This is a genomic window from Streptomyces sp. NPDC006643 (genome assembly GCF_042870175.1).
Classification (GTDB): Bacteria; Actinomycetota; Actinomycetes; order Streptomycetales; family Streptomycetaceae; genus Streptomyces.
The window spans coordinates 282,323-302,903 of record NZ_JBIAHA010000001.1; the positions used below are offsets into that span (position 1 = coordinate 282,323).

17 protein-coding genes are annotated in these 20,581 nt (G+C 71.3%); 6 read left to right on the top strand and 11 right to left on the bottom strand.

The genetic code is table 11. The features are described from left to right. Positions 1 to 63 precede the first annotated feature (63 nt). Together ACFYNU_RS01120 and ACFYNU_RS01125 are read right to left on the bottom strand one after the other, a co-directional pair. Positions 64 to 1,383 carry an MFS transporter gene (locus ACFYNU_RS01120; protein WP_356589795.1) on the bottom strand — a complete coding sequence of 440 codons (1,320 nt, stop codon included), beginning with the start codon at positions 1,381 to 1,383 and terminating at the stop codon, positions 64 to 66. A gap of 223 nt (positions 1,384 to 1,606) precedes the next feature. Further along, positions 1,607 to 2,407 (bottom strand): APH(3'') family aminoglycoside O-phosphotransferase, encoded by an 801-nt coding sequence (locus tag ACFYNU_RS01125; RefSeq protein ID WP_356590027.1) that lies wholly within the window; start codon positions 2,405 to 2,407, stop codon positions 1,607 to 1,609. Between the two features lie 182 nt (positions 2,408 to 2,589). Between ACFYNU_RS01125 and ACFYNU_RS01130 the strand changes: the two genes are divergently transcribed. Continuing rightward, positions 2,590 to 3,564 (top strand): aldo/keto reductase, encoded by a 975-nt coding sequence (locus tag ACFYNU_RS01130; RefSeq protein ID WP_356589793.1) that lies wholly within the window; start codon positions 2,590 to 2,592, stop codon positions 3,562 to 3,564. A gap of 164 nt (positions 3,565 to 3,728) precedes the next feature. After that, positions 3,729 to 4,937: a monodechloroaminopyrrolnitrin synthase PrnB family protein gene (locus tag ACFYNU_RS01135; protein ID WP_356589791.1), complete on the top strand. Its 1,209-nt coding sequence runs from the start codon at positions 3,729 to 3,731 to the stop codon at positions 4,935 to 4,937. 21 nt (positions 4,938 to 4,958) lie between these two features. Here ACFYNU_RS01135 and ACFYNU_RS01140 read toward each other — a convergent pair whose 3' ends face one another. The 4 genes from ACFYNU_RS01140 to ACFYNU_RS01155 form a co-directional block, all read right to left on the bottom strand. Continuing rightward, on the bottom strand, positions 4,959 to 5,492 hold the full coding sequence (locus ACFYNU_RS01140; RefSeq protein WP_356589789.1) for a hypothetical protein: 534 nt from the start codon (positions 5,490 to 5,492) through the stop codon (positions 4,959 to 4,961). A gap of 104 nt (positions 5,493 to 5,596) precedes the next feature. Beyond that, the gene (locus ACFYNU_RS01145) at positions 5,597 to 7,276 is read right to left on the bottom strand and encodes an MFS transporter (protein ID WP_356589787.1); all 1,680 of its coding nucleotides are present in this window, start codon (positions 7,274 to 7,276) and stop codon (positions 5,597 to 5,599) included. A 239-nt stretch (positions 7,277 to 7,515) separates the two neighbouring features. After that, the gene (locus tag ACFYNU_RS01150) at positions 7,516 to 8,760 is read right to left on the bottom strand and encodes a DUF4032 domain-containing protein (protein WP_356589785.1); all 1,245 of its coding nucleotides are present in this window, start codon (positions 8,758 to 8,760) and stop codon (positions 7,516 to 7,518) included. Positions 8,761 to 8,803: 43 nt separating this feature from the next. Next, positions 8,804 to 10,021 (bottom strand): damage-control phosphatase ARMT1 family protein, encoded by a 1,218-nt coding sequence (locus tag ACFYNU_RS01155; protein ID WP_356589783.1) that lies wholly within the window; start codon positions 10,019 to 10,021, stop codon positions 8,804 to 8,806. A gap of 124 nt (positions 10,022 to 10,145) precedes the next feature. Between ACFYNU_RS01155 and ACFYNU_RS01160 the strand changes: the two genes are divergently transcribed. After that, positions 10,146 to 10,982 carry a class I SAM-dependent methyltransferase family protein gene (locus tag ACFYNU_RS01160; RefSeq protein WP_356589781.1) on the top strand — a complete coding sequence of 279 codons (837 nt, stop codon included), beginning with the start codon at positions 10,146 to 10,148 and terminating at the stop codon, positions 10,980 to 10,982. On the opposite strand, the gene ACFYNU_RS01165 is transcribed toward ACFYNU_RS01160, so the two are convergent. Both ACFYNU_RS01165 and ACFYNU_RS01170 read right to left on the bottom strand, forming a co-directional pair. Further along, on the bottom strand, positions 10,963 to 11,436 hold the full coding sequence (locus ACFYNU_RS01165) for an anthrone oxygenase family protein (RefSeq protein ID WP_356589779.1): 474 nt from the start codon (positions 11,434 to 11,436) through the stop codon (positions 10,963 to 10,965). The genes ACFYNU_RS01160 and ACFYNU_RS01165 overlap by 20 nt on opposite strands. Positions 11,437 to 11,565: 129 nt before the next feature. Then, positions 11,566 to 13,143, bottom strand: a complete 1,578-nt coding sequence (locus ACFYNU_RS01170; RefSeq protein ID WP_356589777.1) for a von Willebrand factor type A domain-containing protein — start codon at positions 13,141 to 13,143, stop codon at positions 11,566 to 11,568. 287 nt (positions 13,144 to 13,430) lie between these two features. On the opposite strand from ACFYNU_RS01170, the gene ACFYNU_RS01175 reads away from it, so the two are divergent. Next, positions 13,431 to 14,381 (top strand): DNA-binding response regulator, encoded by a 951-nt coding sequence (locus ACFYNU_RS01175; protein ID WP_356589775.1) that lies wholly within the window; start codon positions 13,431 to 13,433, stop codon positions 14,379 to 14,381. A 26-nt stretch (positions 14,382 to 14,407) separates the two neighbouring features. On the opposite strand, the gene ACFYNU_RS01180 is transcribed toward ACFYNU_RS01175, so the two are convergent. Further along, positions 14,408 to 15,283 carry an ABC transporter permease gene (locus tag ACFYNU_RS01180; RefSeq protein ID WP_356589773.1) on the bottom strand — a complete coding sequence of 292 codons (876 nt, stop codon included), beginning with the start codon at positions 15,281 to 15,283 and terminating at the stop codon, positions 14,408 to 14,410. After that, entirely contained in the window at positions 15,280 to 17,919 is a 2,640-nt protein-coding gene (locus tag ACFYNU_RS01185) for an alpha/beta fold hydrolase (protein WP_356589771.1), read from the bottom strand. The genes ACFYNU_RS01180 and ACFYNU_RS01185 overlap by 4 nt, the downstream gene beginning before the upstream one ends. Positions 17,920 to 18,068: 149 nt before the next feature. Here ACFYNU_RS01185 and ACFYNU_RS01190 point away from each other — a divergent pair, with 149 nt between their 5' ends. After that, positions 18,069 to 18,494, top strand: a complete 426-nt coding sequence (locus ACFYNU_RS01190) for a GNAT family N-acetyltransferase (RefSeq protein WP_356590025.1) — start codon at positions 18,069 to 18,071, stop codon at positions 18,492 to 18,494. Here the strand turns inward: ACFYNU_RS01190 and ACFYNU_RS01195 are convergent. Then, positions 18,491 to 19,342 (bottom strand): methyltransferase domain-containing protein, encoded by an 852-nt coding sequence (locus tag ACFYNU_RS01195; RefSeq protein WP_356589769.1) that lies wholly within the window; start codon positions 19,340 to 19,342, stop codon positions 18,491 to 18,493. The genes ACFYNU_RS01190 and ACFYNU_RS01195 overlap by 4 nt on opposite strands. A gap of 303 nt (positions 19,343 to 19,645) precedes the next feature. On the opposite strand from ACFYNU_RS01195, the gene ACFYNU_RS01200 reads away from it, so the two are divergent. Continuing rightward, positions 19,646 to 20,581: an aldo/keto reductase gene (locus ACFYNU_RS01200; protein ID WP_356589767.1), complete on the top strand. Its 936-nt coding sequence runs from the start codon at positions 19,646 to 19,648 to the stop codon at positions 20,579 to 20,581.

Genomic DNA, 20,581 nt, shown 5'->3' on the forward strand with positions numbered 1-20,581 from the left:
TGGCGCGCCAGGCGGCGCACCTCGCGGCACCGCCCGGCGGCACCGCCCGGATCCTGACAGGTTCTAGGCGGTGCCGCCGGGCGCCGGAAGCTCCTTCCCGAGGCGCGCGAGAGGTGAGAGCGCCATGAACACCGGGGACAGGAAGAGCCCGACTACGGTCAGCAGCAGGCTCGTTCGCGGGTCCCACCCAGTCGCCAGGAATCCGCCGAGGAGCGAGCCGAGCGGGGTCAGCCCCATACCGACGAAGTTGAGGGTCGCCACGACCCGGCCCTGGATCGGCAGGGGCGTGATCGCCTGACGTACGGCCATCACCGTCACATCGACCAGCTGACTGAACACACCGAACAGGAAGTTGACCACCATCAGGGCGGCGATCGTCGGGCCGCCGGAGCCGCGCAGCGCGGGTACGCACAGCAGCACGCCCTCGGCGAGCACCGCCGATGACACCAGCACCACCCCGTGGCCGAGCCGCCTCGGCAGGCCGGCCGCCAGGAGTGAGCCCACGACCGCGCCCGGCCCCATGGCCGCGAGCACCAGGCCCACACCCGCGCCCGACAGTTGCAGCGTGCGGGGCAGGAAGAGCAGATAGACCGTCATCATCGCCGCGAAGAAGAAGTGGAAGAGGGCGGAGGCGATACCGACGGCCCGCAGGGAGGGATCGCGGGCGACGAAGCGGAGCCCCTCAAGGATCTGCCGTCCCATCCGGGGTGCGGATCGCCCTCCGTACGGAGACGTCGGCAACTCTCCGCCGGGACGGCCCGGCAGCTCTCCGTACGGAGGCGTGGGCAGCTTCTCGCGGTGACGTATCCGCCGGATCGAGAGGCAGGACACGGTGAAGAAGAACGCGCCCGTGACGACGGCGACCGGCGCCGAGAGCAGCGACACGAGCGCGCCGCCGAGCGCGGGACCGCCGACCTGCGCGGCCGACCGGCTGCCCTCCAGGGCGCTGTTGCCCTGCGCCAACCAGTCGCGTCTCACCAGTCGTACGAGAGCGGCCTGGTAGGCCACGTCGAAGAACACCGTGAGTACGCCGACGAGGAAGGCGAGTACGAGCAGCACCGGAATGCCGAGTACGCCGAAGAGAAACGCGAGCGGGATGACGCCCAGGGCCACGGCCCGGCCGAGATCGGCGAGCACCATCACGTTGCGGGACCGCCGGCGGTCCACCCACACACCGACGAAGAGAGAGAACAGCAGGATGGGTATCTGCTGGGCGGCGCGCAGGGCGCCGAGTTGCGCGGCGTCGGCGTTGAGCGCCACCACGGCGAGGAGCGGCAGGGTGACCTGACCTGCCTGCGCCCCGAACTGGGAGGCGGTCTGGCCGAGCCAGAGACGGCGGAAATCGTGATCGCGCCAGAGGCTCGACGGAGGAACGGTGGGCATGGGAGACCCCTTGAGTTGCCGGGAACGAAACCGCCGAAACGGGGCGGGGAAGGGTTCGCTGTGCCGCAGCTCGAAGGGCGGCACGCGATGACGGGCCGGTCGTGGCCTACGACGTCAACGCGTGCTGTGGTGACCGGGCATCTCCACTCCTCCGGACTCGTCAGGTGCTGTCGGGAACTCACCGGTGAACGAACGGGGTTGGGGCGTTGGCCCGGATCAGGTGTCAGCCCCAGGTGAGCGGGTCGAGATGGAGATAGAACATCTCGCGCTCACGGTCCAGCTCGATGCCGTACCGCCGGGCGAACGCCTCGTCCGCGTCCTCCGCCCGCCCCTCGTCGGCCCATGTCTCGCGCGAGTTGGCGAGGAGGAGGGCGATGTCGGCGTACGGGTCGGCCCGGCCGAGGCGGCCCAGATCGATGAAGCCCGCCACGCCCAGGGTCTGCGGGTCGAGGACGATGTTGGGCAGGCACAGGTCCCCGTGACAGACGACGCTCTCGCCGTCCTCCTGGGCGAGCCGCTGGTCGAGCTGCGGATCGAGGCGCGCGAGCAGTTCGTCGGCGGGCGTCCCCTGCTGGTCCTCGGGCAGGAACTCCGGATTGACCGCGCCTCGCGCGACGACGTCGCGGGCGGTGGCGAACATCCGCGAGAGATCCCGGCTGAACGGGCACCGCTCCACGGGCAGTTCGTGCAGATGCCGTACGGCGTCCGCGATCCGCTCCCACGCCGCCCGGAGCCGAGGGGCGTCGACCTGGTCGGCGGGAATCCCCGCGACGGTACTGGTCATCAGACAGACCGCATCGGGGGTGACCCGCCAGTCGAGCACGCGCGGCCCGGGGACGCCCTGCCCGCTGAGCCAGTCGACACGATCGCGCTCGTCCGCGAGGGAGTTCGCGGAGCCTGCGGGCACACACTTGGCGTACCGCGAGCCGTCCTGGGACCGGAAGACACCGGCCCCGGACTCCCCGTCCGTGACGGGCTCCCAGTCGCCGCTGTCGTGCCCGGCCCGCAGAAGCGTTCGGTACATCGCATCGATCACGCTGGTCACCCTAACCAGCGCGGCCCGCATCGCACGCGGCATTAAAACGCGGGCGGAGGTACGGGCGCGGCCCGGCCGGCGCTTCCGCCCGGCCTTGACTTGAAGTGCACGCCAACCGGGAGAGTTCCCGGCGTACCCACTCCAGCCCCTCTCCAACTCGCGGAGCACCCATGCGTTTTCGCACCCTCGGCCGCCGTCACGACGCCGCGCCCGGCCCTCTCGTCAGCACGCTCTGTCTGGGCACCATGCCGTTCGGAACCCGGGTCGACGAAGCCACGTGCTTCGCGATCCTGGACCGGTTCGTGGCGCGCGGCGGCACCTTCGTCGACACCGCCAACTGCTACGCGTTCTGGGAGGACGGCGCCCACGGCGGCGACAGCGAGGAAGTGATCGGGCGCTGGATGGCGGCGCGCGGCAACCGGGACGAGATCGTGCTCGCCACCAAGGCCGGCGCCCGCCCGGCGGGTCCGGGCAGCTGGCCCGGGAACGCCGAAGGGCTGTCAGCGAAGGCCCTGCGCGCCGGCGTCGAGGGCAGCCTGCGCCGGCTCGGCACGGACCGGGTCGATGTCCTGTTCGGACACATCGAGGACCGTACGACCCCGCAGAGCGACACCGTCGAGGGGTTCGGCGCGCTCGTCGCCGACGGCACCGTCGGCCTCGTGGGCGCCAGCAACCAGCTGACCTGGCGCATCGAACGCGCCCGCTCACTGGCGCGCGCACGCGGGCTGGCCGGATACACCTGTGTCCAGCAGCAGTACACCTATCTGCGGCCCAGACCGGGCGCGACCTTCGGTACGGGTGAGCACGCCACCCCGGAACTCCTCGACTACGCGCGTGCCGAGCGGGACGACCTCACCCTGCTCGCGTACACGCCGCTGCTCGGCGGCGCCTACTCCGACCCGGCCAAGCCCGTGCCGGCCCCGTTCGACCACCCGGGCGCCGACGCGCAGCTCGCCGTACTGCGTGACGTCGCACGGGAAACCGGCGCCACCGGCGGGCAGGTCGTGCTGGCCTGGCTGCTCGGCGGCGAGCTGCCGGTCATCCCGGTGATCGGCGCCAGCGGGGTCGCCCAGCTGGACGAGTCCCTGGACGCGCTGGATCTGCGGCTCACCCAGGACCAGCGCGACCGCCTCGACCAGGCGTAAGCCCAGTGGCAGGTGCGCCCGGTCGGACCTCCGTCCCGATTGGACCTCTATAGGAGAGCGTCATTGGTCCTGGAGACCGGGCCGCGCGGAGGATGGGATGGTGCGAGCGCCCCCCTTCCGCGCCCGTCCTCCTCTCCCCCGCACCGCACTGGAGCAGTTACGCCGTGACCACTGCCACTGCCGCTGACGACTTCGACCGGTGGATCAGGAACGACTTCGTCGCCCTCAACACCCGCCTGGAGGAGGTGTACTTCGCGGCCGAGGGCCGGATTCCGTACGACCTGCCGGACGTCGCGGCGGCCAGGCTTCGGATCGGCCGTGAGGGCGCCGAACTGGTCGGGCGCGTCACGGACGGCGGCGCGCCGCACTCGCTGCCCGCGGGGGACGACGAGCGGTACGAACTCCTGGGCTCGGTCGGGCTCTACCTCGGTGCCTGCCGCCGTCACGAGATCGAGGGGCCGCAGTCCGCCGCCTGGCCGCTCGCCCAACTGCTGGCGTCGTCGCTCGGTGTCGTGCCGCGCTTCGTCTTCGCGCACCAGGCCCTGTACAACCGGGCGGTCGGGGACGCCTTCCGTACCTTCACCACGCTTGAGGACGAACGCGCCTTCATCCTGTACAACGGCCTGTCGGTACTGGCGTACCAGCGCACGGCCGCCGCGCTGCGACGTGTCCCGACGCTCGGCGTCTCCAGCCCGCTGACGGCGTATCTGCTGCGGGAGGCGCGGTCGGGCCTGGAGGACGTACTGGACCTGGGCAGAACGCTGAGCAAGACACTCGACATCGACCGGTTCTTCCTCAACATCAGGCCGTACTTCTCGGGGCACCACGTCGGCGCCGTGGAGTACCGGGGCGTGAACGCGGGTGACTTCGCGGCGATCAACTCGATCGATGTGCTGCTCGGCCTCTGCTCGCCGTACGACCCCTTCTACCAGGCCCTGTTGACGGAGAAGTACCCGTACATGCCGCCGGAGGACCAGGCCACGCTACGGGCCACCGTGACGGCCGAGCCGCTGCTCGACGCCTTCCTCCGGGAGACCGCGGCCGACCCGCTCACGCCCCAACTGCGCGACAACGCCGAGCTGTTCCTCGCCGTGTGCCGTCTGCACGGCGCCGCGTCAGCCTTCCACCACCACCGGCTCGTCGTCCCCTTTCTCCAGGCTCCCGCCGCCCGTGTGCCACAGGAGCCGGAGCAGGAGTCGGGGACGGCCGGTCTGACGACCAGCGGGCCGCCCCTCCACGTCGTCATGGGCATCCTGGCGCGCCTGGTCGACCTCAGGACCGCCCGGCAACGGCCGGGCACGGACGGCGGCGCGCGACCCGCGCTCGACCGACTGCGGCACACGCTCGACGCCGCTCCCCGATCCGGTGTCTAGGTCCTGTACGGGGGACAGGGCCTAGACACCGAGGGGCCACGCCGCGAAGCCGGCGGCCTTGGCGTGGGATATCAGTTCGTCCACCCGCCGGGGGCTCAGGCACGCCACCGGATAGCAGTCCGACTCGATATCCAGGATCACCAGGGCGGTGCCGACCTCTCGGTAGTGCCGGCCGCACGCCTCAAGGAAGTCATGGGTCGTCAGTCGCATCTCGGCGTCCTCGAACAGCACCCAGGGATCCACGGAGGGACGTGAGGCCAGGCCGCCCATCCGCCACCGGATCTCCTCGGCGCTCTCCTTCCAGTCGAGCTCCGCGAGCAGCTTGTGCTCGTGCAGCGCGTCGACGAGGGCGATCCACGCGAGCCCCGGGAACGGCTCGTCGATGCCGCGGTCCTCCAGCCGGACCGCGTACGTACGCACATAGCCCTCGGGGTCCTGGTGGGCGTGCCGCACCTGTTCGGCGACGGCCGGGTGGTCGGGCGCCAGCAGTGACGCGACGGCGTTCAGGGAGTCGAGCACTCTGTCGGGGGCGTCGCCGGGTCCGGGACCGGACATGGATGTGCTCCTTCGGTGGGCAGGGGTCAACGAGGTAGGAAAGTGCGCGTCGTTCAGCACCTGAAAACACCCTGCCACAGGGGTACGACAACGGGCCGGGACCGCTAGACCCCCGCGGGCCTCCCCGGCTTCCCTGGCTTCCCTGGCTTCCCTGGCTCTCCCGACCCCTCCGGCTTCCCCGGCTCCCCCGGCCCGCCCGCGTCCTCGGACCCACCGGGCTGCGGCGTGGTCCCCGTCACCCGCGTCCCGGGATGGAACAGCGAGCAGACGAACGCCAGCCCGAGCGCGATGGCCATCCCGTAGAACACCCACCGGTTGGCCTCCGCGAAGTCCAGCCGGATCGCGTCCATCGAGTCCCGCATGGTCCGCGCGACCTCGCTCCCGCCGCCGGGCTGCCGCGTGTCGGCCTGCCCGGACACGGCCTCCGCGACGCTCCGGGCCGCGTCCCGCGCCTCACCGGCCGGTACGCCCTTCGACCGGAGGGTCTCCACGACCCGGTCGGTGGTGACATGCGTCAGTACGGTGCCGAAGACCGCCAGTCCCACGCTCGCCGCGAAGTATCTGATGGTCTGTGTGATGCCGGTGACCTCTCCGTAGGAGGCGCCGATCGCCCGGTTGACCGCGTCGGTGGAGGCCGGGGAGAGGAGCAGACCGATCCCCGCGCCGGCCAGCGCCACGTACGGCCACTGGTCGTGCGCGGAGAGGTCCGTCAGCTTTGACGCCCACAGGGCGAATCCGACCGCCCCGACCGCCGTGCCGAGCCTCATCGCCGGTCTGGCGCCCCGCTTGTCCAGGACGCGCCCGCCCCACTGCGACGCGAGGGCGAAGCCCACGAAAAAGTACAGCAGGAAGAGCGCGGCCTGGTTCGGCGACGAGCTCAGCGAGACCTGCGCGTAGACGGACGCGAAGAAGAACACCGGGACGAACGCGAGCATGGCGAAGAACAGCACCGCGCTGTCCACCGCGAAGGCCCTGTCCTTGAAGACCTGGAGCTTGACGAGCGGTTCCCGGACGCGGAGTTCGAAGAGGCAGAAGCAGACCAGGACGAGTACGCCGCCGACGATGCATCCCCAGGTGGCCGCGCTGCCCCACCCCCACGCGGACGCCTGCTGGAAGCCCAGCACGCTCAGCCCCATGCCGACGGCCACCAGCACGGCACCGGGCACGTCGAGCCGGTCACGGCGCGGGGTGTTCCTGATGTGCGCCCTGGCGGTCAGTACGAGGGCGATGACGGCGACCGGGACGTTGACCCAGAAGATCGCCCGCCAGGTCCAGCCGGTGAGCCAGCCGCCGAGGAGCGGGCCCACGGCGGTGAGGGCGCCGGAGAGTCCGAAGAACAGCGCCAGCGCCCGGCCGCGCCGCTCGACCGGGAACACGGCGATGACCACGGCGAGCGCGGCGGGAAACATCAGGGCGGCGCCGAGGCCCTGGCAGGCCCGGAAGATGATGAGCCAGCTCTGCGCGTAGCTCCCGGCCGGCACGCATCCGCACAGCACGGACGAGATCACGAAGACGAGGGTGCCGATCACCATGATCCGGCGATGCCCCACGATGTCGGCCAGCCGCCCGCCGAGCGCGAAGAACGCGGCCAGCGTCAGCAGATAGGCGTTGATCACCCACTGCATCCCGGAGGACGAGAGCCCCAGCTCGTCGACGATGTCCGGCGCGGCGATGGAGACGATCGTCTGGTCGATGAACGTCATCGAGACGGCGAACAGCATGGCCGCGAGGGCCACCGTCTGATTCGGCGCGCCAGTGGTGGAGGAATCGCCTCTTTCACTCATGGACCGGAATTTTCCCCTGCTCCACGCCGACGCGCACATTCAGCACATTTCAGTCACGGAGGGTGATCGTCCGGTGGGGGTCGACCGCCGGATTCGGCAGTGGTCCACGCCACACGAAGTGGTATGTGTAACCGCCGGAGCGCCGGGCATTCGCTCTCCAGGTCCCGCCGCGTTTCCCCCGTCGCGGCGGGGCCGCACAGCTCTGCGCCGGCCCGGCGGAGTCGATCAGGCGGGCCCGGTCACGCGTCGTGGGCTCCGGTGCCGGCCACCGAGTCCGGCTGGGTGCACGGCGCTATGTGGGCGACGTAGTCCTCGATGGCCGCGTCGAGACCTATGTCGTGCCCGGCCCTCTCGGACAGATACCACCGGTGCTCCAGCACCTCGTGGTAGGTCTGCGCCGCGTCCGTCCGGCTCCGCAGCTCCAGCGGTACGGCCCGTACGGTCGGCCGGAACACATCCCGGACCCAGCGGTGCGCCAGGACCTCGGGGCGCGCGCCCAGCGGGTCGCCAGGCGCGTAGTCGTCCTGGCCGGCCATCCAGCTCTCCAGGTCGTTGAGCAGCCGCCGTGCCTGGTTCTCCTCCGCGTCCAGGCCGGTCAGCCGCAGCAGTTGGCGCTGGTGGTGACCCGCGTCCACCACCTTGGGCAGGAAGGTGACCGTGTCGCCCACCGGCGACCGCTCTATCTGCATCTCCGCAACGTCGAAACCGAGTTCGTTGAGCCGGCGGATCCGGCGGTCGATGTAGTGGCCCTTGTCGACGGGGTAGACGGACTCCCGCGTCAGCTCGTGCCACAGGTCTTCGTAGCGCCGCACGATCGCCGCCCCGAACGGCACCGGGTCGACCGACGGATGCAGCGAGCCGGAGGCTTCCAGGTCCATCAGCTCGCCGGCGATGTTCACGCGTGCCAGCTCTATGTCGTAGTCGCGCTGGCCACGGCTGAGCGCGGGCTGGATCTGACCGGTCTCGGCGTCCACCAGATACGCGGCGTAGGCGCCCGCGTCGCGCCGGAAGAGCGCGTTGGACAACGAGCAGTCGCCCCACGCGAACCCCGTCAGATGCAACCTCACCAGGAGGACGGCGAGCGCGTCCATGAGGCGCTTCACCGTGCTGGGGCGCATGGTCGACTCGAACATCGAGCGGTACGGCAGCGAGCCCTTGAGGTGTCGCGTGATCAGCGCGGACGACAGCGGTCTGCCGTCCGCGTCGACCCGGCCCGTGACCACCGCGACCGGGTCGACCGCCGGTATGCCCAGCCGGTGCAGATCCCTGAGCAGCCCGAACTCGCGCACCGCCGGACGCTCCGCGATCTCCTTGACCGCCAGCACCTCGGAACCGGCGTCGGCGAAGCGCACGACATGGCGCGAGATGCCGCGCGGCAGCGCCACCAGGCGGTCCTCCAGCCACTCTTCGAGCGGGATGCCCCAGGGCAGGTCGAGGAGCACGGCCGGCTGCTCCGGGTTGGTCGCGCTGATCTGGAGCGCCATACGGCTCGCCTCCGACGTCTGTTCATCACTCGATGCCGTGCCATCAGGTCCTGACCTGTACGAGCCCGTGCGTCCCGCTCGTACGCCATGCCTGGTCCGTACCGCCGTCGGCCGTCTCTTCGAGCCGCGCCACGGTGCGCGGTTCGAGGCCGACGATCACATCGGACTTCAGGGTACGCAAGGCGGCCACCGGCCCCGGGAAGTACGCGGTCCGCCCGGCGAACGGCGTGGTCGGCGACCAGAGCCGATCACCCACGAGGCGCCGGTAGTTGAGGTCGCCCTTCACGATCGTCAGGACGGCACCGGCGAACTGCTCCCGCAGATCGGCGGGCATCTCGCCGTATCCGAACGGCGCGCAGAAGAACCCGTGCGCGCGGACGTCCAGCCGCCCGTCACCCATCGCGGCCCAGAGGCGCTTCCCGGCCTCGCCCGCACCGCCGGACGCCTGGGCGAGGCGGCGCGCGCAGTCGACGACGTCGGCCATGGTGGCGTCGGAGACGTAGTACGGATACGGCTTCACATGCAGGACGACACCGTCGGCGCGGCCCGAGTCGAGGAGGTAATCGATGAGGACGAGGTCGGGGATCAGCTCGCGGCCGGAGTTGTCGGCGACGAGGTGGACGGTCCGCGCGGTGCCCGGCGAGCCCACGCCGGGCAGCAGCGACCACAGCGCCTCGCTGTCGTCCGCGACGAGGGGCGGCGGGTCCTCGCCGGAACGCGCCTCCGAGCCCTCGCCGGTGCCCTGCGCACCGACGGTGAAGCCCAGGTCCGCGCGGTTGCCCCAGAGCGAGCCCTGGAGGTAGGCGGCGGCCCGCTCCCGGGCGGGCCGGCGGGCGAGCACGTCGAGCGCGGCGAGTTCGTCGTCCACGAGCGACCCGCGCAACTCGGCCTCTTTGAAAGGCGCGAACGGGTCGATGCCCTGCCAGGGGCCCGGCGCGAAGTGGCCGACGGCTTCGAGGAGCAGGCGGTAGAAGTAGCTCTCGGACCAGAGGAACGGCACGTCGAACCACGACCGGCCGAAGTACTCCGCGCCCCACGCGTCCCACTGCTCACGGTCGTGCGCGTCCGGACCCAGCGGTTCAATGACGCCTTCTGTGGAGGAGCGGAGCAACGCGTCGAGCGCCCGGTGCCGGTCCGGTGACCACGGGACGGCGTCCCTCACCTGCTGGATGAGGGCGGGATGGCGCTCGGCCAGCACGCTCCGCGCGAACGAACCGGGTGCGCTGCTCACGATCACGGGCGCGTCGTCCGCTTCAGCCATGGCTTCCTTGTCCTCCTGGGCCGGTCGGGGCGGTCTCCGACGGAGCGTACGCGGACCTACTCAGACGCCGCCCGAGTAGCCGCGCGGATACCGGGTCCCGCGCTCCGGACCGACGCTGATGCGCATGACGAAGACGAGCACGACCTCACGCCCTCTGAACCGTCCGCGCCGCACGGGCGCCCTGAACCGCGCGCGCTGGGCGGCGATGCGCGCCCTCCTGAAGACCGTCGGCCGCGCGAGCGCCGGGATCCGCGTCGGGTACCGGCACGGGTTCGACAGCGGATCGATGCTGGACTACGTGTACGTCAACAAGGCGGGCGGCTTCCCCCTCGTGGGGCATGTCATCGACCGCGTGTATCTGAACGCCGTCGGATGGCGTGCCATCCGGGCCCGCCGCGACCTGCTGAAGGACGTCCTCGTCAAGGAGATCGCGCGGCGCGGCGGCGGGGCGCGGGTCCTGGACGTGGCGTCGGGGCCCGGACGGTATCTCCAGGACCTCCTCACGGAGTATCCGCCCGGCGCCGTCCACGTCGAGTGCCGCGACATGGACCGCGCGGGCCTCGCCCAGGGCGAGCGCCAGGCGGCCGAGCGAGGACTGACGGGGATCTCGTACGCGTACGGGGACGCCCTCGACCCCGCGCCGTCCCCCGAAGCCCCCGACATCATCGTCGTGTCGGGGCTCTACGAACTGCTGCTGGACGACACCGTCATCGAGGCGTCCGTGGCGCGGCTGCGCGACATGCTCGCGCCCGGCGGAGTGCTGGTCTTCACGACCCAGACCCACCACCCTCAGCTGGAGTTCATCGCGAACGTCCTGCCGAACCGCGAGGGCGTCCTGTGGCAGATGAGGTGCCGCCCGGTGGAGCTCGCCGAACGGTGGGCCGCCCGGGCCGGGTTCACGGAGGTGGCGAGCCGGCGGGAGTCCGTGGGGCTGTTCACCGTCACGACAGCGAGGCGCTGACGATCAGCGCGAACCCCGCGACGGCGAAGAGCGTACGGACGGCGTGGAAGCGGTTCCAGCGGCTCTCGAAGGCCGCGCGGACGGCGCTGTCGGGGTTCGCCTCCGGCGACGCCTCGGAGGACGCCAGGGCGTTGTTGAGCGGGATGTTGCCCGCGACGGTGACGAGGTGGTTGACGACGACGCAGATCAGGCCCGCCAGCAGCAGCCACCACTGGGTGTCCGAGCGGTCGTCGACGGGGACGGCGAGCGCGGCGATCGGGAAGGCCACCTCGGCGAGGAACACGAGCAGGAACAGCCCGCGCGGTACTTCCTCGTTGACCCGGCGCATGGCCGTCACGAACTGCCCGTCCGTGAGGCGGGCGAGCGCGGGCATGATCCCGGTCAGGAAGATGAGCATGATGCCGGCGTACAGACCGGTGAAGACGACGGCGAGCGCGAGCAGGACAGTGGCCATGCCGCACATCATGGCGCGTGACGTGGGGCGGCGCAGCACCGTTTCGGCGCCGGATCCCCGAAGGACCCGCCGCACCGCCCCACGCTCTCCCGCTCACCGCCGGCCTCTCACGCGGTCGGCCTCAAGCGGTCAGCCCCGCGCCCGGTCCGCCTGGCCGATCGCCTCCGCCAGCTCTTCCACCGATTCGTCCTCCGTGGAGGCGGCCAACGTCCGTGCCCGCTTCTCCAGTTCGGCGAGATCGGGCGCCCCGGGCGGAGCGCCGTACGCCTCGCCGGTGCCCGCGTCGTCGGCCGACTCGCCGCGCAGCGCCTCGGCGAAGTACGCGGCGACGGCGGTGACCTGGAGCCGCGGCCTCGCCTCGCCCCAGAGCGGGGAGTCCACGGCGCCCACGCCGACCGAGCCCGACCGCTCGCGCGGCGCCCGGGTCCCGGGATCCAGCCAGCGCACCGTCGCCCTGGCCACCGCGCCGCTCGCGCCGGGCCGGAGCTTGACGGCGTACAGCGCCGTCACCGTGTGCCCCGGTCCGACCTCGCCGCCGTCGACGCGATCGTCCCGGAAGTCCTCGTCCGCGACGGCCCTGTTCTCGTAGCCGATCAGCCGGAACCGCTCGACCGCGCCCTTGTCGAACGCCACCTGCGCCTTGGCGTCCCTGGCGCGCAGTTCGACGTTCGTGGGGAGCTGGTCGACGAAGACCTTCCTGGCCTGTTCCCTGTCGGAGACGTAGGTGGTGTGTCCGTCGCCCCGGTCGGCCAGCTGTTCCATCAGGGCGTCGCCGTAGTCGCTGCCGACCCCGACGCCGAAGAGGGTGATGCCGTGCTCGGTACGGGCGTCCGCGATGCGTTCGAGGATCGCGTCGGCCTGTGTCTCGCCGGTGTTGGCCAGCGCGTCCGACAGCAGGACGACCCGGTTGGTGGCGCCGCCGCGCAGCCCCTCGACGGCCTGCGCGTAGCCGTGCTCGACGCCCGCCCCGAGGTTGGTCGACGCGGCCGGTTCCAACTCCTCGACGACATCGTGGATCCGGGAGCGGTTGTCGCCGACCCGGGTCATCGGCAGCCTGGTCTCGGCCTCGGCGCTGAAGGTGACCAGGGCGATCGAGTCGTCGCCGCGCAGCTCGTCCGTAAGGATGCCGAGCGATTCCTTGACGAGGTCGAGGCGGCCCCGCTCGGCCATGGAGCCCGAGATGTCGATCACGAACGTGAGCGCGGCCGACGGGCGTTCACCTCCGTGATCGGCCTGCCGGGTGGCGAGGCCGACGCGTACGAGGGACCAGTCGTCGGCCGCGCCGGGCGCCGCCGCGCCGTCCACCGTGACGGAGAAGCCGTCCGACTCGGGGCGCGGGTAGTCCTGGCGGAAGCTGTTGACGAACTCCTCGGGCCGTACGGTGCCGGGATCCGGCAGCCGTCCCTCGCCCAGGGTGCGGAGCGCGTATCCGTAGGAGGCGGTGTCCACGTCCAGTGCGAAGGTCGACAGGTAGTCCGGCTCCGGCGCGAAGTCGCTCCCCGGTTCCCGGTCCTGCTTCTGTTCGCCGTCCCGCTGCCCCTCGTCCTGTGCGAGACCGTCGGCCGGGCCCCCGGTCCCCGACCCCGAACCCGCTCCGGTGCCGGGCCCGCCCGCGCGGGCCGGTCCGTCGGCGCTGTGGCTCGTCTCCCCCGTACCGCCGCCCGAGCAGCCGGTGAGCAGCAGGCCGCCCGCCAGCAGGGCGGCCACCGCACCCCGGTATGTCGTCGTGCGGAGCCTTGTCCTTGTGTCGCGCTGAGTCACGGTCCCCCCTGGAATCACCGGCACTTGTGAATCTGACGTTCGAGACGGCCGGCAGGACCGGCGCCGGAGGTTGCGGATGAATCTCAATGCGGCAACGGGCGGAGGCAGTTCTCCGCCTCCACACCGTTTTGGCAAGGAGTCGCCACTCCCTGAACTGCACTTGTCACGGTGTGCAGTCTCATGAGTACATGGAGTGGCGTACGGCTCCGAGGGGATGGCGGGGGTGGTCAGCCGTGGCACATGTTCCGGGCTCCGTGCTCAACAGGTCGGCGCTGCCGAGAAGCGCACTGCGGGGGGACGCGGTGGAGAGTCTCCGACCGGCGAGCCGGCCGGTCCGCGGCACCCATCAGGTGGCCGCCACGCTGGCGGCGCTCGTCCGTTCCGCGCGTCACGAGTTGCTGACGTTCGACGATCCGGGCAACTCCCTGGGCAAGGGTCTGCCGTTGCCGTTCCTGGAGTTCGCCACGTCGTGCGTGCGCGCCGTGGCGGAACGGGCCGATCCCGAGGCGCGCGCGGAGCCGGGAGCGGGCGCCGGCGGTGGCTCAGGTGCCGGGGCGGGAGCGGGCAACGGCGCAGGCGCCGGAGCGGGATCCGATGCCAGGACCGCTCCCCTGCCCGCCGTTCCGCTCACGGTCCGCCGGATCGTGCCGCGCCGGGGCCTGGCGGCGCTGCCGTACGAGCTGCGGGCGCTCGCGCGCGGGGCACGGCAGACGGAGTCGATCCCGTTCAAGATGGTCCTCGTGGACCGTACGACGGCCGCACTCCCCCTCGACCTCGATCTCCATTTCAACGGGCTGCTGTTGGTCCAGGACCCCGTCGTCGTCGGCGCCCTGGTCCGTATCCATCAGCACTGGTGGGACAGCGGCGAGGAGTATCCCGCCCGGGGGTACGCGTCGGACGGCGCCCTGTGGGACCCGGCGACGGGCCCGGCACCGGCAGACACGGAGACCGGTGCGGGCTCCGGCGCCGCGGTGGGAGGCGGCCTTGAGACCGACGTCCTGCCGCCCCACTTACGTCCGGTGCTCGAAGCGATGCTGTGCGGGCTCACCGACGAGGCCGCGGCGGCGCGCCTCGGCATGTCACCCCGCACCTACAGCAGACGGGTCGGCCAGCTGCTCACGGCCCTCGGCACGACGAGCCGCTTCCGCGCGGGGGCGGAAGCGGCTCGTCGGGGCTGGCTGTGAGCGGGGCGCGCCCCGCCGTCAGGGGCTCAACTCACGATGTCCTTGCGGGAGAAGTTCCGGAAGGCGAGCGCGAAGAGGATCAGGGCGTAGGTGACGGAGATCGCCGAGCCCTTCAGCATGCCGGTCCACTCCAGCTGGGGCTGGACGGCGTCCGCCCAGGCGAACTGCCAGTGCGCGGGCAGGAATTCGCGCCAGTCCCCCAGCGCCGTCACCTGGTCCAGCACATTGCCGATGATCGTCAGCCCGACCGCGCCGCCCACCGCGCCGAGCGGCGCGTCGGTCTTGGTGGAGAGCCAGAAGGCGAGCCCCGCCGTGACCAGTTGGGAGACGAAGATGTACGCGATCACGAGCGCCAGGCGCGGTACGGTGTCGGCCGTCCCGAGGGACCCGCCGGTGGGCAGCTCCAGCGGCCCCCAGCCGTACGCGGCCGTGCCCGCCGCCAGTCCGACGACCGGCAGCAGCACCATCGCCGCCAGGCTCATGGCGAGCGCCACGGCCAGCTTGCTCCACAGCAGCCGGGCGCGCGGCACCGGCGCGGCCAGCAGATAGCGCAGGGAGGACCAGCTCGCCTCGGAGGCCACGGTGTCCCCGCAGAACAGCGCGACGGGCACGACCAGCAGGAAGCCCGCCGAGACGAAGAGACAGACGGCGGCGAAGTTGGCCCCGGACGCGGTCGCGGTGTCCATCAGGTTCAGCCGGCTGCCGCCCCCGCCGTCGCCGTCCTCGTCGCTGCCGGGCGTCCCGCCGATGGCGAAGGCGACGATCAGGACGAACGGCAGGATCGCGAGCACTCCGCCCATCGCCATCGTCCGCCTGCGCTTGAGCTGTCGCAGGAGTTCGACACGGAGCGGGAGGGTGCGGCCCGCCCGGTAGCCCGGAGCCGATTCGGTCAGCGCGCTCATGCGGAGGCTCCTGAGATGAGGGTGAGGAAGGCGTCCTCCAGGCGGCGGTGCGGCCCGACACCGGTCAACGCCACATCCAGCCGGATGAGTTCGGTGACCAGGGTGTTGGTGCTGGCGCCGTCGAGCCGTACGAGCAGACCCTCGTCCGTACGGATCGCGGATCCGATCCCGGCCAGCGCGGCGATCTTGTCGACGACCGGTTCGGGCACCTGTCCGGCCGTGGTGACGAGCACGGTGTCGCCGGAGCCGGTGATCTCGGCGACGGGACCGGCCTGTACGAGCCGGCCGCGGTCCATGACCACCAGATGCGTACAGGTCTGTTCGACCTCGGAGAGGAGATGGCTGGAGACGATCACGGTCCGGCCGTTGGCCGCGTAACGGATCATCACGTCGCGCATCTCACGGATCTGCGGCGGGTCGAGGCCGTTGGTCGGCTCGTCCAGGATGAGGAGGTCCGGCAGACCGAGCATGGCCTGGGCGATGGCGAGGCGCTGCCGCATGCCCTGCGAGTAGGTGCGCACGGCGCGGGCGAGGGCGTCGCCGAGCCCGGCGATCTCCAGGGCCTCCTCGATGTGCGAGTCCTCGGCGGGGCGGCCGGTGGCCCGCCAGTACAGCTCCAGGTTGTCCCGCCCGGACAGGTGCGGCAGGAAGCCCGCGCCCTCGACGAAGGAACCGACATGGGACAGGACGGGTGCGCCGGGCCTGATGGAGTGCCCGAAGACCCGGATGTCTCCCGCGTCGGGGGTGATGAGGCCCATCAGCATGCGCAGGGTCGTGGTCTTGCCCGCGCCGTTCGGGCCGAGGAGCCCGAGCACCTGCCCCTTCTCGACCCGGAAGGAGAGGTCCCGTACGGCATAGCGGTCGGCGGACTTGGCGTAGCGCTTCGACAGGTCCGTGATCTGGAGCGGCACATCGGCCAGCGCCGGATCGGGCGCCGGTGCGCTGACGCGGCGGCGCGCGGTGAACAGCAGCGCGGCGGCGATCAGCACACCCGCCGACGGCAGGCCCCAGACCCACCAGGCGAGCGTGGGCGCGGCGGTGGTGAGGGCGGGCGCCGTGGGTACGGACAGGTCGCCGGCCGGGGTGACGGTGTAGCCGGCGGGGGCGAGAGGTGAGGCGTAGGCGAGGTCGGTCGACGCGAGGACGACACGCAGCCGGTGCCCGGCCTCCAGTTTATGGTCGACGGCCGGCAGGGTCAGTTCGACGGTCCGGCCGTTGCCCGTCTTGACGCCTTCGAGGCGCATGGGGGCGACGAGTTGGGAGGGCAGGACCTGGCGGCCGTCGGGTCCGACGTCGTAGACCTTGCCGAAGAGCACGGCGTCATCGGTGTCGGCCTTGACGGTGACCCGGACGGTCGGTGAGCCCGTGATCTGGAGCGACCGGTCGAGCGGGCGCGAGTCGAAGCGGGCGAACTGACCGGGGAAGTCGAGGGCGAGTCCCATGCCGAACGAGGACAGCTGGGACAGTCCGCCGCCGACGCCCGGCACGGTGGAGATGGCGGGCGGGCTGGCGCCCGCGGGGTTGTCGAAGGACTGCGGGCGGCCGGAGAGCGGGACGTTCGTTATGCCGCTCCGCAGACCCGGGTAGCTGTCGCTGCTCGCGCCCCGGAGCAGCGCCTGCCCGTCGGTGGAGTCGACACCGCCGGTCCGGCTGACCCGGAAGGCGGGTCCGGTGTCGGCGCTCGTGTCCTTCTTGAGGTAGTGGTCGAACCAGGACGAGATACGGCTCTCGATACGGCCGGTCTCGGCGTTCCCGCCGTCGTGGCCGCCGGCCATCCAGTCGACGGCGACGGGCGCGCCGTTGCTCTTGATCGCCTTCGCCATGGCGTCGGACTGGCTGAGCGGGAAGAGCGAGTCGGTCTGCCCCTGGATGATCAGCGAGGGCACCTTGATGCGGTCGCCGACCGCGGACGGGCTGCGCTCCGCGAGGAGTTCACCGGCCGCCGCGTCGGGCTTCCCGGCGACGGCGACCCGGTCGTACATCTCGCAGAGCTGCTTCTCGAAGGTGTCGCAGCCGCCACCGGTGGAGAAGAAGATCCCGGCCCAGAGCTTCTTGAAGACACCGTCGGGGAAGAGCGAGTCGGCGAGGTTCCAGTAGGTGATCACGGGTGCGATCGCGTCGACGCGCGGGTCGTGGCCCGCGCCGAGCAGCGCGATCGCCCCTCCGTAGGAGGCCCCGCTCATACCGACGCGTGGGTCGCCGTCTCCGTCGAGCTGGACCTCGGGCCGCCCGGCGAGCCAGTCGATCAGCCGGGAGACGTCCTTGACCTCGTAGGCGGGGTCGTTGAGCCCGATCTTGCCGGTGGACTCGCCGAACCCCCGTGCCGACCAGGTCAGTACGGCGTAGCCGTCGCGCGCGAGCTTCTCGGCCTGGGCGCGTACGTCGTTCTTGCTGCCGCCGAAGCCGTGGCCGAGCAGGACGGCGGGCCTGCGCCTGTCGCCGTCACCGGTGGTGAAGTACGAGGTGTCGATCCGGGCGCCGGGCATCTCCATCGTCTGGTCGGCCCGGTGCACGGTGGGTGTGCTGTCCGAGGCGACGGCGGTCCAGGTACCGGCACCGACGAGCACGGCGGCCACGGCCGCACCCGCGAGCCATCGTGTGCGCAGCCGTAGCCGTCGGGGGGTGGGGATCTCCATGCTTGAACCCTAAACGGCCCCGCGCGGCGCCCGCACTGACACCGGTCGGAACTCACAGGCCTCCTTGAGGAGTACGGGATAACGTCGCCGTACACCAGCCGTGGTACGCGCCCGGCGACGTACGAGGAGAGACGACCCATATGACCGGCATGGAGATCCGTCGGGCGACGACGGTCGGCGAACTCGTCGCGGCCCAGCATCTGTACGACGGCCCGGCCCGCCCGGAGTGGGCGGAACGCTTTCTCGCCGCTCCCGGACATCTGCTGCTGATCGCCTATGTCGGCGGTGTCCCGGCCGGATTCGTCTCCGGCATCGAGATGCTGCATCCGGACAAGGGCGTCGAGATGTGCCTGTACGAGCTGTCCGTCGACGAGCCGTACCGCCGCCGGGGCATCGGCCGGGCACTGACCGAGGCTCTGGCGACCGTCGCGCGCGAAGGCGGCTGCTACGACATGTGGGTGGGCGTGGACACCGACAACGACCCGGCACTGGCGACGTACCGCTCCGCCGGCGCGCGCGACGAGGGCCGCTTCGCGATGCTGACGTGGGAGTTCCCGACAACGGGCCGGGACTAGGGCCACTCGGCGGTGACGAGCCAGAGCCGGCTGGTCAGCCGTACGCCCTGACGGGTCTCGAAGGCGTGGAAGGCCTCGGTGGCGGCGTCGTGGGCGCGGGTGCGTGTCCGCTCGTCGGCGTCGGCGAGGGTGAGCCAGTGCTGGAGCGGCCCCCAGCCCATCAGGAAGGCGGACGCGTCCGAGGCGTCCTTGCCCCAGTGCTGGCTCAGCGCCAGGGCCCGCAGCCCGATCCCCTTGAAACCCGCCTCGCTCAGGACGCGTTCGGTGTGCGCCGGGTCGGCGAAGGAGGCGGGCTGGTGCTTGGCGTCCTCGTTGACGGCGGGCAGCGTGACCTGGGTGCCGATGGCCGCGAAGATCACCGCCTGGTCCATGAGGCTGAACGACTGCGGGCAGACGAAGGCGAGCCGCCCACCGGGCCGTAACGCACGTCCGATGTTGCGGAACGCGGCGGCGGGATCGGCGAAGAACATCACCCCGAAGCGGCTCACCGCGATGTCGAAGGACGCCTCCTCGAAGTCGTACACCTGCGCGTCGCCCCGTACGAACGTGACGTCCTCGATCTCCTCCGCCACCGCGGACTCCCTGGCCCGCGTCAGCATCGGCGCCGACAGATCGATCCCGACGGCCCGCGCGCCCTGCCGCGCCGCGAGCCGGGTGACCCGCCCGTTCCCACATCCGACATCGAGAAGCCGGTCGCCTTCCTTTATGCCGGCCGCTTCGAGCAGCGGGGCATTGGCGGCGTCGTTCAGATTGTCGTACCGATCTTGGTGCTCCGCCCAGTGCCTGCCCTCATAGCCGTTCCACGCCTCGGCCTGGGCTGAATTCACCATGTCCGTCATGCCTTCCATACTGCCGCTCCTCCCGTCTTGCGCCCATAGCATGGCGAGAACTCGACGCGCCCGGCGCGTCGGTTTCACGAGCTGTGACGAGGGGATCCTGAAGCGCCGCTCCGGGCACCGCCGCGGCGGCGACGCATCTTCCGAAGGAAGGACGGCGGGTCCACAGACACACATCACCGCTCGTCGCGACGGCGACGGCCTCCCCGGAGGGAGAGCAGCCGCGCCAAGGTTCGGGCGCGACCCTCCGCGCCCTAAAGTGCGCAGTGCCCCCGTCTGTCCTGTGCGGGCCCGAACATCTGGAAGGAAAACGTCGTGAAGACCTTCACCTTGCCCGGTACCGACATCCTCGCCCCGAACCTCGTGCTCGGCCTGATGCGTATCGGCGACAAGACGGACGAGGAGGTCCGCGAACTCGTCCGCACCGCGCGTGACGCGGGCATCGACTTCGTCGACCACGCCGACGTCTACGGCGCCGAGCTGCACGACTGTGAACGCCGCTTCGCCGACGCGATGGCGCTGAGCCCGTCCCAGCGCGACGGGCTCACGATCCAGACCAAGGCGGGAATCGTGACGGACGGGCCGTACTACGACTTCTCGTACGAACACATCGTCAAGTCGGTCGAGGGCTCACTCGCGGCCCTGCGCACCGACCGCGTCGACATCCTCCTGCTGCACCGCCCCGACGCGCTGGTCGAGCCCGAAGAGGTGGCCCGCGCCTTCGACGAGCTCGAATCCTCCGGCAAGGTGCGGGCCTTCGGTGTCTCGAACCACACCCCGCGCCAGATCGACCTGCTGCGCAAGTACGTGCGTCAGCCCATCGTGGCCAACCAGCTTCAGCTCTCGATCACACACGCGCCGATCGTCGCCGAGGGGGTCGCCGCGAACATGCTCGCGGAGCGGCAGGCGGTCACCCTCGACGGCGGAGGGATCGTCGACTACTGCCGGCTGAACGACATCACCGTCCAGGCCTGGTCGCCCTTCCAGGCCGGCTTCTTCACGGGTGTCTTCCTCGGCTCGCCCGACCACCCGGAGCTGAACGCCGTCATCGACCGCCTCGCCGGCAAGTACGACGTCCCCGCCATCGCGATCGCGACCGCCTGGATCACCCGCCACCCCGCCCGGATGCAGGTCGTGCTCGGCACCACCAGCCCGGAGCGCGTCGCGGGCGCCGCCCAGGGCTCCGAACTGCCCCTCACCCGGGCCGAGTGGTACGAGCTGTTCCGCGCCGCGGGCCACCTCGTTCCCTGA